The organism is Paraburkholderia humisilvae (assembly GCF_902859855.1).
In the GTDB taxonomy this organism is placed as follows: Bacteria; Pseudomonadota; Gammaproteobacteria; order Burkholderiales; family Burkholderiaceae; genus Paraburkholderia; species Paraburkholderia humisilvae.
Map to the genome: position 1 here is coordinate 137287 of NZ_CADIKH010000006.1, position 17332 is coordinate 154618.

The window sequence follows — 17332 nt, forward strand, 5'->3', positions numbered from 1 at the left end:
TGTCGGCACGAAACCTGCGACTGGCGCGCGTCGTGCCTTCGTCGTGCTTTTTTGCAGGGCCGAAAGTGCTCGAATTTGGGGAACATTGCTTGCCGCGCAGCGTCTTTCTTCAGCATGAACACCACCCCGAGGACTTTTATAGATGCTGCCGCAAGACATGTCTCGCCGCGCGTGGGCTACCACCGCGTCACTGTGTTCCGTACTCGTCGCATCCGGTTGTATCGCGCTCGCGACCGCGCCGGTCGCTACCGCTGCACAAAGCACCGCGATCGATGCACATGCAACGGCCGACGCCGCTGCCGCCGCGCCGACGAGTCCTTCTGCAAATGGCGCTAGCGCGGTCGATGCGGCGAGCGGCACCGCTGGCCGCAGCAGTCCGTCGCCGGTGGTGCCCGTGCCGCCTTCGGAGCTCTATGGCGCGCTGTATCGCGACGCCGAGCTTGCGCATCTCTTTCCCGACAGCAAGACCTTCGCGGATATGATTCCCGACGACACGCCATCGCGCGTTGTCGTGCTGTATGCGCAACAGAAATCGCAACCGGGGTTCGATCTCAAACAGTTCGTCGAATCGCACTTCACGCTGCCCGCACGCGAAACGAAGCGCTACGTGTCCGATCCGAATCAAGGTGTCACCGCGCACATCGATACGCTATGGAACGTGCTCAAGCGCGACCCTGATCGAAGTGCGAGCCCGTGGTCGTCGCTGTTGCCGCTGCCGTACCCGTATATCGTGCCCGGCGATCGCTTCGACGAAATCTACTACTGGGATTCGTTCTTTATCATGCTCGGACTCGAGCAAAGCGGCCGCGAGGATCTGCTCGACGACGAGCTCAACAATTTTTCCACGCTGATCGATCGTTACGGGCATATTCCGAACGGAAACCGCACGTACTATCTGAGCCGCTCGCAGCCGCCGTTTTTCGCGCAGATGGTACAGCTCGCCGCCGAGCGCGAAGGCGAGCGCGTCTATCTGCGCTATCTGCCGGAGCTGCTTGCCGAATACCGTTACTGGATGGATGGCGAAGACCGTATCGCGGCGGGCAGCGCTTACCGGCACCTCGTGCGGCTGCCGGACGGTACGCTGCTCAATCGCTACTGGGACGCGCGCGATACGCCGCGCGACGAATCGTACCGGGAGGACGTTGAGACGGCCGCGCAGACACCGCAGCGTAACGCGCCCGACCTGTGGCGCAACCTGCGCGCGGGAGGCGAGACCGGCTGGGATTTCAGCTCGCGCTGGTTCGCGGATGGCAAGACGCTCGGCACGGTCGAGGTCACGTCGCTCGTTCCCGTCGATCTGAACTGCCTGTTGACCGATCTCGAACGCACGCTCGCGCATGCGTACCGGCTGAAAGGCGATGCGGCAGAGGCGCAGCGCTTCGAGCGGCGCGCGTCCACGCGCGCGGCGGCGATTCGCCGCATATTGTGGGATCCGCAGATGAATGCATTCGGCGACTATGACTTCGTTGCGCGCAGACTCACTCACCGGCTGAGCGCGGCGACCGTGTATCCGCTTTATTTCGGTCTTGCGGACAAGGCGCAGGCCACCGCGATCGGCGCGACGGTGCGCGCGCGGCTGCTGCGCAGCGGCGGGCTCGCGACGACCACGGTGCGCACGGGGCAGCAGTGGGACGAGCCGAATGGGTGGGCGCCGCTGCAATATCTCGCGGTGGCGGGCTTGCGACGTTATGGCCAGGCGGGGCTGGCAAGCGACATCGCGACACGCTGGATTCAAACGAATGTCGCGTACTACCAACGCACCGGCAAGCTGGTCGAGAAGTACGACGTCGACGCGAAGGCGGGCGCGATGGCCGCGGGTGGCGGCGAATATCCGCTGCAAGACGGGTTCGGTTGGACCAACGGCGTGCTGCGCACGTTGATGGCGATGTATCCGGCGGTGGCCGGCGGCTCGACGCGGCCTGCCGACGTGCCCGAGGGGCCGCGCGGCGTGTCCGAAGCGGCGGCGTCGGCCGCGGCCGCGCCGCAAACGACGCATCGGCTGCGCGAAACGCCGTCGAAGTAGCGCGGTATCGTCAGCGCGGTGCTATACGCCGAACCATGCCGCGACAAAGAAACCGATACCGATCAACGCGATGCCGGCGGTCACCGTCTGCAGCCATTTTTTCCTGGTCAGCAACGTGATCGCGGCAAGCGCAATCGAAATCTGGATCAGCGTCGTCGCTTGTGCCCAGCGATGATGCTGGTGCTGAAGCGACTCGCTCACGTCATTGTCTTTTTTCGATTCGTTTTCGAGCGCGTCCGCTTTGGCGCGAATCGGTTCCTTCTCCGCGTTATAGCGCACGATGTCAGCGACGAACTTCGCATGCGCGGCGGACGCCGGATCGCTTAACGCGGCGCCCAGTTCGGCGAGGTTCTGTTTCTCGCCTTTGGCCTGGTAGTACGCCCATTGGTCCGACGCTTCCGTTTTCCGGATGGCCGCTTCGTTCTTGTAGAAGAGCGCGAGATTCTCGTTCGCGCCGCTCTGGTAAGACGCGATTGCACCGATACTGGCGAGGATCGCGGTCATCACCGCGATGCGCGACGCGCTGGGGCCGGCGGAATGCGCGCCCGCGTGCTCGACCGCGTGATCGTGCGGGCCGTGTATTTCATATTCGTCGGACATCGTCACCTGTCAGGTTGAAAAGTGGGGAGAGGGCGCGAAAAACGCCGCCAGCATACCGCATCAGCCGCAATAGAAAGCAGGTTCGTATCGTTCGAAACATCCGGAACTCGCGATGCGTTACCCTTTGGGAGCACCGGCGATGCACAGTCGAAACACAGAATAATTCGCTTCGAAAATGGCAAAGGTCATTTCTCCATATTAAGGGTTTACCCTATACCTTCTGGCCGTTAGACTCTTTTCAACCACTACAGACAAGTCTGTCTGTTGCTGGGTCAACGGCTTAGGGAGGTATCCGCCATGAAATCTTTCATCAAGGCAATCGCGCTCGCCGCGGTGCTCGCCACCCCGGTTGTTTCTTTCGCGCAGTCGAATGGTCCGGTCACGCGTGCTCAGGTACGCGCTGAACTGGCTCAGTTCCAGCAGGCACAGCGAAACGAAAGCCTTTACGACCAGGGGGACGCTCATTACCCGTCAGGTATGTTGAGCACTGAGGCGATTGTGGCTGCGCAAAACAGCGCGGCTCAAAACACCGGCTATGGTCCCGCAACAAATGGCACGTCACAATCAGGCCAGGCCGCTGCGCCTGCGCATAACAACTCGGTTGACCCCGGGTACTCGCATCCGTAAGGACTTCGTGCACGTGATGATCACGAAGACCGCAAAGGCGTTAAGGTTACGGTCACTCATGTTGCGGTCTTGTTAGCCTCAGGGCCATAGCGATTCGATCGCACGCTTCAAGGCGTCGCGCAACGCGGGTTCGCTGCCGAGATGTCCCGCCGCGGCGACCCGTTCGATACGCGCTTGCGGCACTGCGCGAACCAAGCGCGCGACGTTGCCGACCGGGCACACCGGATCGCGCGTGCCGTGCGCGCCTGCGACCGGTACGCCCGCTTGCGCAACGCGCCGCGCCAGCGACATCAGCCGCGGTTCGCCCAGCCAGCATCGTCGCAACAGAAAGTGCGACTGCACCCGGTACATCGCGATCTGCCTGCGCACCGCGGCGGTCTTGTGGCGCGCCGCGCGAGTGCGGCGCCGGCGATGGGCGGAAGAGAGCACCGCATATTCGTAGCGTGACCACGCCAGCGCGACGGCCTGTTGCGACGCAATGCCACGCGACCTGAGCAGGATCGTTGCGCATGCGTCGAAGAGCCGCTGCCGATGCGTGCAGCGTGCGGCCTTCACGAGCGCCTGCCATTCGCGCGGCGCACGCTTGCGTGAAGCGAGAAAGAGGCCGTCGACTTCGCGCGCCGACGTCAGAAACATCCCGCGCAGCACGACGCCCAGCACCGACTGCGGTTGGCTGCCCGCATACGCAAGCGCGAGCGCCGCGCCCCATGAGCCGCCGAGCACCCCCCAACGCTCGATGCGCAGTCGTTCGCGCACCGCTTCGATATCGTCGATCAGACATCGTGTGTTATTGCGCCGCAGGCCGCCTGTGGGACGGGACGCGCCGGCGCCGCGCTGATCCATCATGATCACGCGAAACCGGCTCAGGTCGAACAGCTCGAGCACGCTGCGGTTCGTGCCGCCGCCGGGTCCGCCGTGCAGCACGACGACCGGCGTCCCGTTGTCCGCTCCCGCGACGGCAAAGGCGATGCGATGTCCGTCACGTGTGCGCAACGTGTGGCGTTTGATTGGCCTGGTCGGCGGGCGGAGGCGGGTCGTGCGGGCGGTCATGGCGTGGCGCGCTCGGGCAGGGTGCGTGTGCTGCATGAATACCATATCTGTGCGTGTCGCGTTGATCGGCTAGTTGTGCGTGTTGCGCGGTTGGGCCGATTGGCTTGCGCACTGTTGAACGGGGTGTTACAGCCGCGTCGTGCTCATGCGAGGTTCCGGTTCGACGAAGAGTTCGCTTGCACTCACCGGACGTTGATACAGATAGCCCTGAGCAAACGGCACGCCGACTTCGCGCAGCGCCGCATGCTGCGCCTCGGTCTCGACGCCTTCCGCGATGACTTCCATACCGTAATGCTTCGCGACCGCGGCAATCGCCTTGATCAGCGCGGCGCCGCCTTTATCGACTTGTCGCACGAACTGGCCGTCGATCTTGACGTAGTCGAAGGGAAAACGTCCCAGCAGATCGAGATTGCTGTGCTGTGTGCCGAAGTCGTCGATTGCGAATTGCACGCCGTGCGCCTTGAGCGTGTCGAAAACGGCTTGCGTGCGCGACTGCTTTTCCAGCAGAAAGCGCTCGGTGACTTCGAGCACGAGTGTGACATCGGGCGCCAGCGCGTTGTTGACGGCTAACACGTCCGCGACGAAGTCCTTACGTTGCAGATCCATCGGTGCGATATTGACCGCGACGCGGAGCGGGCGGATATCGGTACGCTGCGCGATGTCGGCAGCCGCGGTGCGCAACGCAAAACGCGTGACGCGTGACAGCAGCGGACTGCGTTCGACCTGCGCCATGAATACGGATGGGTTCACCGCGCCCCAGCGCGGGTGAGTCCAGCGAATCAGCGCTTCGACGGCGACGATTTTCCGCGTCGCCATCTCGACCACCGGCTGATAGACCACGTGCAGCTGTCCGAGCCGCAGTCCGCGCCGCACGGCGGCCAGCAATTGCCGATGGGGCGCGAGCGCAAGCAGGGTGACGGCGGCGATCAGCAGGTCGACGAGGATCGCACCGGCGGCGAACAGCAGCCCGTATTTCCAGCGCATCTCAGTGACGAGCGTGTCCGACGCGAGTACGGCAATTGAAAATGGCCATTGCGTCGAGCGCACGCGCGTACCGATATGGTCCGGCGCCTTGATCGCCGTAATGAACTCGCCGTTGTCGTTGAGCACGCCCGAACCGGGCATCAATAGAATGACCTGCTGCGCGCCATAGCGGATGCCGTGTGCGAGCGCATCCGCGACATAGACACCTTCCACCGTGTACTGCACGCCCTTGCCGATGCCCGTGGGTTCGAATATCGAAATGACGGGCGTGCCAGGCTGAAACGGCGTTCCAGCGAGCAGGTTGACCATGATGTCGCGCGTGTCGGGTGTGCCGTGCGGCGGCGCATACGCGGATAACGGCACGTCCATCGGACCGAGTGCCGACGAGCAGTAGAGCCGATCGTCGTAGACCAGGTTGATGCTGCGTACATATTGCACGTAGGTTTCCAGTTCGGAAAGCTGCAGCGCGATGCTCGTGCAGCTCTGGCCGACCAGTTCGCGTAGTGCGTCGCGGCGCTGGGTGCGCACGGTGGTCAGCATGCGGTCGAGCGACTCGACCATGTCGTGGCCGATCAGCGTTTCGCGCGCGTGAACTTCCTCGCTCGCAAACCGTTCGCCCCACAGCACGGCGACCACCGCCACAGCGATGCAGCATAGCGCGGCGATGGCCAGGGTGAGACGCGGCGCGATGCTGCGCCCCGGCGTTGCCAGATCGCGCAAAGCCGAAAATTTCCCCGCAGCGGAGTTCGACGGATCGTACATGAACGCTTGACGAGAAGGCTTACCCTCAACAATGACGACTGGTGCTGTCCGTTGAGTGGAGACGACGCGGTATTGTACTCGCGCAATCTGACGGCAACGCCGCGCGGCGCATGCCTGGCCATGTCGGGCGTTGCGGTGGGTGCGACTTTCAATGGGGTCGTTTGCGGCCTGTTCCGAGCGTGACGGTCAAAGCAAGGTCGACGACCTTGCCGAAAGGGGCTCGCAGCAGGCTGGGAAGATTCCAGCGGCCCTGAACGAAGACCCTCTTTGCGTGGCTCATCGCGCGAAAGCCTTCGATGCCTTGGTAGGCCCCCATGCCACTCGACCCGACTCCGCCGAAAGGCAGGTCGTCCTGGGCCACGTGCATCAGCGTGTTGGTAATGCCCGTATTGCCGGAGATCGTCCGCTTAAGCAGCGTCTCGCATTCGCCATCCTCATTGCCGAAGTAGTAGAGCGCAAGTGGACGAGGACGCGCGTTCACATAGTCGATGACCTCGTCCATGTGGCGATAGGTGCGTACTGCCAGGATCGGACCGAAGATCTCTTCCTGCATGATCGCGCTTTCATCGGCGGCGCCGACGACCAGCGTGGGGGCGAGCGTGCGCGCGCGGGTGGTGGCGGTCCCCGGTCTCACTCCCGCCTCGACGATGCGCGCGCCCCGGCGCCTGGCATCGTCGACGAGGGCGACCAGCCGGTCGTAATGTCGGTCGCTAACGATCGAGGTGTAGTCGTTGCTGGTCGGTCCTTCGGGATAGGAGCGGGTCACCATCGCATCGAACTGTGTGACAAAGGCGTCGAGATCGTCTTCGTGGACGAGCGCATAGACCCGTTCCATGAGGTCCATTTCGTGGTGCGAGCGATGCCCAAAATCAGCGCTGATGGCCTCTTTCAGTTCGCTACGGTAGGCCAGAACCGCGGTGCGCAGACGGGCGAGCCGTGCCTTGCGCTGAGCGAGAGCCGGTGGCCCCTCCCTGAGGAATGCACTCCGTTGTCGCGCCAGCAAATCTGCTGCGTCGATAGTTTGAATGGGTTCGGCGGGAACGGTCATCTTGCTCCTGACGAAATTATCGCAATGTCGAAACCGTCGCCTTGATGATTCGGGACGGTATCGCCATGGCAACGAGGAACTTTCCTGGAAAGGGTTTCGATTTCGCGCGTCAGACGCGCTTCGTCAAACCTTGTGCTTATTGGATCGGCCACGGGCGGCGGGAAATGTCGAGAACGACGGGGTGTCCATTGATACTCTCAACAAGAGCCTTGACCTTATCCCCTTCGTGAATCTGGCTAAGCGACGTACCGTTGGTTGCCGTGAATGTTGTTGTGATCGGCGCCATACCGACGTTTTTCGGCATGACCTGTCTGATCGAAACAAGGTCTGCCGCTCGATCAATGCTCATGGCTTGACCATAGATCTCCGCGGGGACTCTTGATGGATACGTCTCCTGCGGCATCCCTTCGAAACCAAAGGCAAGCGGAGCAAAGAGGAACGCGAACACGACAAGCAGGTCTGACAATCTGTTCATACGCTTTCCCAGTGTCTGGTTAGTCCGTTCCGCTGGAACGGGCGGTTCAGTAAAAATATTCACCACTTATGGTATTTACCGATAATCTGTTCCGACAGATTCATCGAATTAAAAAGAGCAAACGTTAGATTGATTCGAATGCCAAACAAAGCGATTTAACGTGTAGCTCAGTGCCTAGACTAGATTTAAAAAAAATGGGAAAACATTAATTCCACGATTGAGAGTTGACTGCTAGAGCCAGACTATTGTTTTTTGACAGTGTCTCTCAACAGGTTTTCGCAGGAAGAGAATGAAGTTTTCGCCCGGCTGGAAGAGCGGTTCGTCTGAATGGCGCCGCCATCGCTCAGGCATGAAGCGCTGCGTTGTCGATGTCGTTTCGCGAATTCGCGCGTTTCAGTCGCGCCTTCAAACTGCGAATGGCGCGAGCCCTGAACCGGTGCAACGCTGCGCATCGCCGTGGACGCGTATCGGGAGCCCAATACAGCCGGTGTCGACAGGATAATTTCCCCGAGTGCGCCTGCCGATTGTTATTCGGCCGCCCAGGACCATGTCGAGATGAGCCACTTGCTGTCGATTCTCACGAGCGTCGCAGTGATAACCCCCCGCACGTGTGCGGGCTTGTTGTGCTGTTTGAAACGGTAGACCGCGGGGAGAATGACATAGGCGTGGTCATCGGTCACCTGGACTTGCCTGGGTTTGAACAGGCGCATCGAGAAATCGGTCACCTGGTTTTTGTCGGCATCCGCGGAATAGGCGGTGAACCAGGCATTCAATGCGCCGGAGGCCGGGCCCTCGAAAACGAACGGGGCGAGGTCATCCACAAGCACAACGGATGGTGCGAAGTTCGCGGCTAGCGACGCGGGATCGATGTTTCTGTTTGCTGCATCAATCGTTTGCTGCATGCGATGAACGATATCTGCTTTATCGGAAGCATACGCAGGAGCGCATAAAAAAATGTTTATAAGAAGAAAAATCCGAATGATTCGATGGATCATGATAGTGGCTCGTTTTCTCGATGTTGGCGATAAATGGACAATTCCTCCCGAACATACGATCATGGTTGGAATTAATATCGTCTACAGATAACAGCTTCCGATTCGCTCTTATTCCGGCACTCCGTTTCACACGCTTTGGCTATTGGGGCCCGTCGACGCTTGTCGTCTTGTGGTTCGCCGCGTACTCACGCGGTGTCATGCCGTAGCGTTCCTTGAATGCACGGCTGAAATGGGCTGGACTGGCAAAGCCGCACTGATGTGCAATTGTCTTGATCTCGCCTTGCGTTGCGCCGGGGAGCAGTCGGGCCGCGTGCTCAAGGCGCAGCGACCACGCATAGCGCATTGCCGAGAGTCCGTCGGCTTGCAGCGCGCGCGCGAGACTACGGGGCGACATGTTCAGTTCGGCAGCAATGCGCGCAATGCACAGTTCAGGGTCGCCCAGGCTGCGCGCGATCACCTGTTTTGCGCGCAGTGCCGTCACAGCGCTCGAGCGGACCGGGCCAGAGCGGTCGCGGTGATTGACCAGCACGTCCAGCAGATCGAGGCACTGGTCGCCTAGTCGCGCAAGCAACGGCTCGCTTGCCTTGCGTGCCTGTGAGGCCATATACAGCACGAATTCACGCACTACACCGACATCCGGTGACTCGGGGTTGGGGCAAGAGACCGTCGGAAAGCGGTGCCGCAGTCCACGCTCTCGCAGGGCCGACTTGGGAATGCATAGTGCCAACACGCGGGTCCGTTCGCCGATCGACTGGTTGAACATATGCTGCGGGTCCAGCACGGCTATATCGCCGGGTCCGAACGTCGTCGTTTGCTGGCGCTGTTCGATTGACATCAAGCCACTCTGCACGATCTTCACCAGCACATGCTCGCCGTTCCATGGGGCACTGACGCGATGCAGGATCGGCGACAACGATTGCCACGCGGCACTGACGCTCGCAATCTCAGTCTGACCGGCGTGCACGATATCGATAGTGGACGGGCCGGAACGATCCGCGTCGAGCCGGCACGCCCAACCCTGCGTCGATACCGCGTTGATCCATCCGTGATTGTCTGTGGGCCTGCCATTCCATCTTTTGTCGCATAGACTGGTATTCACTCCTGTCGTGTCCTTTCTAAAGGGGTGCAGTTGTCTTCTAGATAGCGATGTTTTGCGTCGAGTTGTCGCGGACGATGCGCTTGTCCGATTCAGTCCGAGGCAGCGACGGTGAAGCGGCGCTCGCTATCCGAACAAGGAAGAGAACAACTGGCGGCAGCGGCTATTCCGGATGCGCGAGGCGAGTCACCGTGCGATCGTGTTGTCGATGCCCTTCGGTTTTGCCTGACATTGGCACGAGTTGGGTTGGGGCATCGTTGAAGAGCAGCCGCGTGGGCATGGTTCAAGTCAGGTGATACGGGCGAGGCCGATCCGGAAGTGCGATGGCATCCTGATCAAAGAGGCGGTGCCAGTCGCCGTCCGCCGCTGCTCCATTGCAAGCGGTGCGGCGAACTGCCGACGACGGCACGATTTTTCGAGAGGAGACGTACGGCGCGTGATCGAACGTTTTACCGGGCCTCTATCCGCATGCACCGATCTCGCCGCACGCCGTGCAGAAATCGCAACCGTCCTTGCGGATGACGGCATTCGCACCGCACGTTCCGCACTTGCGCCCATGCATCGTGCGCAATACGTGCGATGCGGGCTCGTCTTGCGCTGCGTCGTCGGATGCCGTGGCTTGCTGTGCGTTCAGGTTGGTGGAAATCGGCAGTGTGAGCGCGTGCGTATGCGGCAGCCGCGCGAGCATCCGCGACGGCACCTGATTGCCTTCGGCGTCGAGAAAGCCACGCCGGTGCAGGATCTGCTGTAGCGCATACGCAAGCGCCGCGACCTCGGAATCATGCCAGCGCGGCGAGCGTGTGCCGTCGAGGCGCTGCACGTCGCCCAGACGCACCTGGCCGCGGTCCCACGACACCTTGCGCAAGTCCTGCAGATTGCGTGCGACAAAGCCGCCGCGCGCGGCAAGCGACAGCGAACGCATCGTCGCGGTGATCCATTGCTGCGACTCGTCGCGTTGCCCGGCCGGGATAAAGAACTCGATCGGCCGCTCGATGGTGACGTCCTCGCCGCCGATACGTCCGGTCACCTGCATGAACGACACCGCGAGGTAAAGCGACTTCTTGCCGGCCTGCGTCAGATATTCAACCTTCTCGATGATCGCGGGCATTTCGCCGCTGGGCCGATGGTCGATCGCGATGCGCAGCGGGTCGAGATCGATGTCGGTTCCGCTCAGGGCGTCCGACGCCTGCGGCGTGTCGACGCTTAGCACGGCGCCGAGCGTCTCGTTCGGGCGATAGGTCGCGAGACCCTTCAACCCGCTTTTCCACGCGTCGAAGTACAGGCTTTCGAATGCGTCGAACGGGTAGTCGGCCGGCACGTTGACGGTTTTCGAAATCGATGTGTCGATATACGGCTGTACCGCTGCCATCATATCGAGGTGGTCGCGGGCGGACATCTCGAGCGCGCTGATGAAATAGTCGGGCAAACGCTCGACGTCGCCGCCCAGTTCGCGATAGAGCCGATACGCGTGGTCTTCGACCGCGAACGATGCGCGGCTACCGTCGGCCATCACCTTCATGCGCGAGTAGGTCCAGGAAAACGCGGGCTCGATGCCGTTCGACGCGTTGTCGGCGAACGCAAGACTCACCGTGCCGGTCGGTGCGATCGACAACAGGTGGCTATTGCGGATGCCGTGCTGGCGGATCGCATCCTGGATGTCTTCGGGCAGGCGCGAGGCGAACGTGCCCGCTTCGAGATACTGCGCCGCGTTAAAGAGCGGGAACGCGCCGCGCTCACGCGCGAGCTCGACCGATGCGCGGTACGCTTCGTCGCGCATCACGCGCGCGACCCGTGCGGCGAAGTCGCGGCCCTGCGCGTCGTTGTAGCGCAGCCCGAGCATCACGAGCGTGTCGCCGAGGCCGGTGAAACCGACCCCGATGCGCCGCTTCGCGCGCGACTCGTCATATTGCTCGGCAAGCGGCCAGAGCGTGACGTCGAGCACGTTGTCGAGGAAGCGCACCTGGGTGCGTGTGCGTGCGCCGAGCGCGTCCCAGTCGAACGACGCGGCGCCACCCTTCATCTGCGCGAAGGGGGCGATGACGAAGCGCGTCAGATTCAGCGGCCCGAGGTTGCAGCACCCATATGACGGCAGCGGCTGTTCGCCGCACGGGTTGGTCGCGCGGATGATTTCGACCGCGCGCAGATTGTTGTCTTCGTTCATGCGCGACACAAACACGATGCCGGGCTCGGCGACATCGTAGGTCGAGCGCATGATCCTGTCCCAGATGTCGCGCGCGCGGCGCTCGCTATAGACCCACAGGCCGTCGTCGCGCTGGTGCAGCCCACCTGCCGCGCGCATCGATGGTGACGGTTCGGCGCGATGCACGAGCGGCCACGGCAGATCGTTTTCGACCGCTTGCATGAATTCGTCGGTCACGGCCACCGACACGTTGAAGTTGTTCCAGCGGCCCTTCGAATGCTTCGCCTCGATGAATTCGAGCAGATCCGGATGTGTGCAGTCGAGGACGGCCATCTGCGCGCCGCGCCGCGAGCCGGCGCTTTCGACGGTGCGGCATGAAGCGTCGAATACGTCGATATAGCTGCAGGGGCCCGACGCGGACGAACTGGTGGTATGCACGCGCGCACCGTGCGGGCGGATCGCCGAAAAGTTATAGCCGACACCGCCGCCGCGCCGCATCGTTTCGGCCGCCTGCAGCAGCGCGACATAGATGCCGGGCAGTCCTTCTTCGTCGACGCCCTGAATGCTGTCGCCGACCGGTTGCACGAAACAGTTGATCAGCGTTGCCGCGATATCGGCGCCTGCTGCGCTCATGATGCGGCCCGCGCCGAGCGCGCCGTGCCGCAGGTTGTCGACGAAACGTTCCTCCACCTGCGCGCGTAGCGCTTCGGGTTCGGCCATGGCCACGCCGCGCGCGACGCGGCGATACACGTCGTCGGCGGTGCGTTCGTCGCCTTTCGCGTATTTCTCGAGCAGCACGTCGAGTGAGAACTGTTGGGGCGCAATGGCGTGCGCGAGCGGGGGGATTTCGTTGTCGGTGTCGGCCATGAGCAGTCTCCGGACGCAAATGGGCGCAAATAAGGGGAGCGGCGGGTGAGGGTACTGTTGTGGACCGCGCGCCAATGCGGCGCGCTGAGGATCACATTAACGCATGCGGCCGGCCGCCGCAATGCGGGGTGTTCGGGTAGCGCAGGGAATCGATGCCGTCAGGCATCGACGGCGAGGATTGAACGGCAGCCCGTCGGGGTGCGTCTGATACCGCCGCGAACCTGACGGGGGCGCTGGCAGGAACAGAAGCGTCCGGTGCCGTGCGCGACGCACAGGACGCTCACATCGAACGCCTAGCTGCCGAAGGAGATGTTGCAGAAGCTGACCGGCCCGACACAGCTTGAGTGCATCGACGGACCCTGCTTCATGCCGGATGCCGACGTGCCTTGCGCAACGCCGCCATACGCGCCGTCCTCCGAGGCGGCGACTTTCGCATCGGCCGCCTGGATGTCCGCGGGATAGTGGACGTCTTCGCCGACCGACGGGTGGTAACCCGCTTTCTCGACGCTGGTCAGATCGGCGCGCACATCGGCACGGGTAATCGGATCATTGGCTTGCGCGTAACACGCGATCGGACCGGCAAGCAGACCTGCGGCGAGGATCGCTGCGATAGTGAACCTGTTCATGACTTGCACTCCTTAACAGTTGAATATGAAATCGGAAGCTGGCCGTCGAGCCGGCCACAACGCTACACACTGCTCAACGCAAATGTGCTGAACCATTCAACGCCGACCATTGGACTGGCCCATCAGCGATGGCCTCGCGCTGACCTGGCGGCGCCAACGCGTTTGCGCTGGGGGAAATGTAGTTTTGCAGGGGACATGCGTAAAGACATACGATCGAACGCGCCCGCGCGACGATCGTCGAGTGTTCCGACACCTCGGTGTCAGTGAAAGGAGGGGGTTGATACGGCGGCGTGCGGCGGCCGATCCCATCGGATAACCGGCATGGCCGGAAAACTATCCTTTCGCACAAGCCGCTTGCACCACTCGACATTGCGCGAGCGATCGGTGCGGCCAGCAGCGGAAGCGAAAGAGCCCGTCAACGTGACGGGCTTACCGGAGAATTACTGGACGACGACTTCCTGATCGATGCCGAAGTGCGCCATATAGTCACGGTATCGCCCGCGCTCCTCGTCCGGCCGCAAGCCGAAGTCCGCGAAGCGGTAGACGTTTCTGCCGTAGCCGCCGGTTGGTTTGCGCGCGATATGCTCCCGCAGCCGCTCGCGGAACGACGGCGTGAATTCGAGTCCGAAGTGGTCGTAAATCTGCTGTACCGTGTCGAGCGGCGCGGCGGTGAGCGCCTTGTAGTGAACGTGGAACACATGCTTGTCTGGCCACAGATCCTGCTTGTCCGCGGCGACGATTTGCTGCGCGCCGTTCGCCCAGTCGGAACTCACCTGATGGCCGATCGCATGCTGGTCGATACGCTTCGCAAACGGCCGGCGCAGCACTTCCGTGAGCCGCGCGACCGACGGCAGCACCTTGAGCGGATCGCGATGCGTGAAGATCACGCGCGCATCCGGGTACACCTCACGCAGCGCTTCCATCGCGAACACGTGGTCAGGGCACTTCAGCACGCAACGCGTCGCGCGTGAGCCTTGCAGGTGCTGCAGGAATCGCCGGTGCGTACGGTAACCCTGCACGTGGCCGGCCTGTTGCACCCAACGCTTGTACGACGGCACGTGGTAGATCGTCTCGAAGCGCAGGCTGCGGAAGCTGTGCGCGGTGAACTCGGTGCATTCCTGCGGTGTCAGCGCATCGAACGGATGAACGTTGCGCAGATCCGGCGCAAGCCGGTGAAAGAAGTCGAACTGGCGCTGCACCTTGTTCGGGCCGGCGCGGCGCCCGGCTGCGGGATGGTCGGGATACGGGTAGATTGCCTGCCAGCACCGCGGCGTGAAACTGGCGTCGTCTTCGGCGAGCAGCGAGTGGAGAAACGACGAGCCGCTGCGCGGCATGCCGAGCACGAAGATCGGCTGGGTGATCGGCCGCTGCAGGATGGTCGGATCGTCGAGCTCACGGTCGCGCAAAATCAGCAGATTCGTCAGCAGCCGCAGGTTGTCCCAGTGTGTCGATACGCGGCCGAACAGGTTCAGGTCGGCTTCCTCATGGACCGCCGTCTGCAACTGGTTCAGCGCGTCTTCGATCGGCTCGGGACCGAAATCGTGCAGTCCGGTCCTCGCGCGTGCACTCGATAGCAGTTCGGCTGCGCAAAGCGGGGCGCTGCTGAGTGCGACTCGCGAGATGCTGTTTGCGTTGTGTATCCATTGCTTGAACAAGATACCCTCCCGCATGCTGCCGGGTTGTAGTGCGACGTGCGTCAGGACTGTTTATGCAAGTCGATTGCAAGCGTCGACGAATCGGGCTGACTCGTTTGCGATCCTGTCGATCGCAAGCCCATCCGCTGAACGGTGCAGCGCCGCGATCATTCTAATTCATCGAGTCGTTTCAACTCAGCATCGGGCGAATTCGCTTGCGCGACGCGGCATCGCGATCAACGACGCGGCGTACGCGCAGGCGGATTGCCCAGCACGCTGACCAAAGCAGTCAAACATGTGATCCATTCGGGATACCCAGGCACTATCGAACCGAGCGGTTGGGGACGATGGGTGTCGACCCACGCGCCATTCGGATAATGGGCACGGGCACTTGCATCGCGCACGAGTGCGCTGACGCATTGGCCTGCGCATGCCGCGAGCGCCGATGTGTGGAGCAAGTGAGGGGGCGATCCTTCGCCGGCGGCGAACGGCGCTGAGGTAAAAGGACACACGCGCACATCTGTGTGACCGCAAGATGACGGCCACTGACTGCGCGAACGGAAGAGAGTCGCCCGTAACGAATGGTAATAACTCGGCGCGCGTCCGGGTTGTCTCGCGCGGCGCGGCGGCAGCCTAGAGGCCGTTGATCAGATTCGTGAGGATGTCTGCGGCGATCATCGCGGCTGCGTTGAGCGGGGCGGGCCGCTCGGCCGGTTTGAACACCGCGTCGCCACGGCGAATCTTGCGGCGCGATACCGCGCACGTGCCTGAAGTGTGTGCCGAGCGGCGGCGCCAACGCTGTTCGCCATAGTGGCATTTGCCGGGTTCAACCCAGCGGATCACCAGCGTGTTTTCGGAGCGCTCGAGAATTTCGATGCGCAAACCGTTGGCACCGATCAGTGGTACGCACTCTAACGTCGTCATGGTCGGCTCCGTAAATTCGGGTGTGCCCGAATGTAGTCCCGTCGGCGCGCCAGCGCCATTGTGCGGGCGTTGAAATACTGTTGCCTGATCCGAAATAATTAGGATGAAAGCTTTTAACCGTACGGCGCTATGGGGCTGGGCGCCGCGCAGCGCCCGATCGATCCTATTACCGCAACAAGCTCTTGTACCTGGTGCGGGCCGGCACAGGCCGCCAGGCGGGGCGCTCCCGTCCTTTAAGATGTGCAGACCGGCGGACTGTCCGGCGTGCGCGGGACTTCCCGTGCGCGCCGGCAAACAGCCCTCGCCCCCCAATAACACATGAAGAGGCCATATGATTCCACGCCCACCCGCTGTTCCTCCGGGGCCCTCGCCACGCGTGCCGCCACCCGGCGCCGACATGCACAGTCGCCGCAGGATGCAGCGCTTCGCGTCGGTCGCGCTCTATACCGGACTTGTCCTGCTCGCGTTATGGGTGGTGCGCGATTTCATCCCGGCCGTCGCGTGGGCCTGCGTGATCGCGACCTCGTTGTGGCCGCTCTTTCGCAAGCTCGAGCGGCAGCCCGGGCTGAACGGCCGCACCACGATCATCGCCACGCTCCTGACGATCGTGATCGCGCTGCTGCTTGTGCTGCCGGTCGGCATCGGCATCGCGCAGGCGGCCGCCGAGGCGCACGACCTCGCCATCTGGTTGCACAGCGTCGAACAGAACGGCGTGCCGATCCCGGACTTCATTGCGAATCTGCCGTTTGGGTCAGAGCCGGTCACCCACTGGTGGAATACGAACTTAGGACAGCCGTTAAAGGCGTCGCCCGCCATGAAGGGGCTGCATGGACATGAGGTGGTCATGTTCGGCCGGAATTTCGGCATCCGGGCGGTCCACGCGTTGATGGTGTTTGCCTTCACGCTGGTTACGCTGTTCGTGATTTTTCAGGCAGGGCCGAGCCTGTCGGGTGCGGTGCTCAAGGGCATGCGCCGTGCGTTCGGCGCGGAGAGCGCGCAGCTCGCCGAGCGCATGGCCGCGGCCGTGCGCGGCACGGTGTCGGGCCTGGTCGTGGTCGGGATCGGTGAAGGGGTGTTGCTCGGCATTGCCTACGCGGTGACCGGCGTGCCGCACGCGACGCTGCTCGGGCTGATCACCGCGATTGCCGCGATGCTGCCGTTCTGCGCGCCGATCGTCTTCTGCGGCGCGGGCTTATGGCTGTTCCTGCAAGGCGGCACCGCGGGCGCGATCGGCCTCGTCGTGTTCGGCTTTGCGGTCGTATTTATCGCGGAACATTTTGTGCGCCCGGTGCTGATCGGCAATTCGACGCGGCTGCCGTTTCTGCTTGTTCTGTTCGGCATCCTGGGCGGCGCGGAAACCTTCGGATTGCTCGGCGTGTTTATCGGGCCCGCGCTGATGACCATTCTGATGGTGTTGTGGACCGATTTCGTTCGATGAGTGTAATCGAGCCAAGACCGTTCGCGGTTGAGCGGGCCTTGAC

14 protein-coding genes are annotated in these 17332 nt (G+C 62.5%); 3 read left to right on the forward strand and 11 right to left on the reverse strand.

The features are described from left to right. The first annotated feature begins 142 nt into the window (after positions 1-142). Entirely contained in the window at positions 143-2023 is a 1881-nt protein-coding gene (gene treF, locus HV796_RS07900) for an alpha,alpha-trehalase TreF (protein ID WP_246355747.1), read from the forward strand. 21 nt (positions 2024-2044) lie between these two features. On the opposite strand, the gene HV796_RS07905 is transcribed toward treF, so the two are convergent. Next, positions 2045-2623 (reverse strand): DUF4337 domain-containing protein, encoded by a 579-nt coding sequence (locus HV796_RS07905; protein WP_175225911.1) that lies wholly within the window; start codon positions 2621-2623, stop codon positions 2045-2047. A gap of 297 nt (positions 2624-2920) precedes the next feature. On the opposite strand from HV796_RS07905, the gene HV796_RS07910 reads away from it, so the two are divergent. Beyond that, complete coding sequence (locus HV796_RS07910) at positions 2921-3250, forward strand: DUF4148 domain-containing protein (protein ID WP_175225912.1); 330 nt, start codon at positions 2921-2923, stop codon at positions 3248-3250. Between the two features lie 78 nt (positions 3251-3328). Here HV796_RS07910 and HV796_RS07915 read toward each other — a convergent pair whose 3' ends face one another. From HV796_RS07915 to HV796_RS07960, 10 genes are all read right to left on the reverse strand, one after another. Further along, a complete protein-coding gene (locus tag HV796_RS07915; RefSeq protein ID WP_175225913.1) occupies positions 3329-4300 on the reverse strand; it encodes an alpha/beta fold hydrolase in 972 nt (323 codons plus the stop codon). Between the two features lie 126 nt (positions 4301-4426). Beyond that, positions 4427-6046 (reverse strand): EAL domain-containing protein, encoded by a 1620-nt coding sequence (locus tag HV796_RS07920; protein ID WP_175225914.1) that lies wholly within the window; start codon positions 6044-6046, stop codon positions 4427-4429. A 148-nt stretch (positions 6047-6194) separates the two neighbouring features. Next, positions 6195-7094: an aldehyde dehydrogenase family protein gene (locus HV796_RS07925; RefSeq protein ID WP_175225915.1), complete on the reverse strand. Its 900-nt coding sequence runs from the start codon at positions 7092-7094 to the stop codon at positions 6195-6197. A 136-nt stretch (positions 7095-7230) separates the two neighbouring features. Beyond that, a complete protein-coding gene (locus HV796_RS07930) occupies positions 7231-7569 on the reverse strand; it encodes a copper-binding protein (RefSeq protein WP_175225916.1) in 339 nt (112 codons plus the stop codon). 527 nt (positions 7570-8096) lie between these two features. Then, the gene (locus HV796_RS07935) at positions 8097-8564 is read right to left on the reverse strand and encodes a DUF4440 domain-containing protein (RefSeq protein ID WP_175225917.1); all 468 of its coding nucleotides are present in this window, start codon (positions 8562-8564) and stop codon (positions 8097-8099) included. 139 nt (positions 8565-8703) lie between these two features. Next, complete coding sequence (locus HV796_RS07940) at positions 8704-9663, reverse strand: AraC family transcriptional regulator (RefSeq protein WP_175225918.1); 960 nt, start codon at positions 9661-9663, stop codon at positions 8704-8706. Between the two features lie 457 nt (positions 9664-10120). Then, positions 10121-12667: an adenosylcobalamin-dependent ribonucleoside-diphosphate reductase gene (locus HV796_RS07945; protein WP_175225919.1), complete on the reverse strand. Its 2547-nt coding sequence runs from the start codon at positions 12665-12667 to the stop codon at positions 10121-10123. A gap of 293 nt (positions 12668-12960) precedes the next feature. Continuing rightward, a complete protein-coding gene (locus HV796_RS07950) occupies positions 12961-13293 on the reverse strand; it encodes a DUF4148 domain-containing protein (protein WP_175225920.1) in 333 nt (110 codons plus the stop codon). Between the two features lie 440 nt (positions 13294-13733). After that, positions 13734-14948 carry a sulfotransferase family protein gene (locus tag HV796_RS07955; RefSeq protein ID WP_175225921.1) on the reverse strand — a complete coding sequence of 405 codons (1215 nt, stop codon included), beginning with the start codon at positions 14946-14948 and terminating at the stop codon, positions 13734-13736. A 612-nt stretch (positions 14949-15560) separates the two neighbouring features. Then, positions 15561-15851, reverse strand: a complete 291-nt coding sequence (locus HV796_RS07960) for a DUF3331 domain-containing protein (RefSeq protein ID WP_175225922.1) — start codon at positions 15849-15851, stop codon at positions 15561-15563. 331 nt (positions 15852-16182) lie between these two features. On the opposite strand from HV796_RS07960, the gene HV796_RS07965 reads away from it, so the two are divergent. Beyond that, a complete protein-coding gene (locus tag HV796_RS07965) occupies positions 16183-17289 on the forward strand; it encodes an AI-2E family transporter (RefSeq protein WP_175225923.1) in 1107 nt (368 codons plus the stop codon). Positions 17290-17332 lie beyond the last annotated feature (43 nt).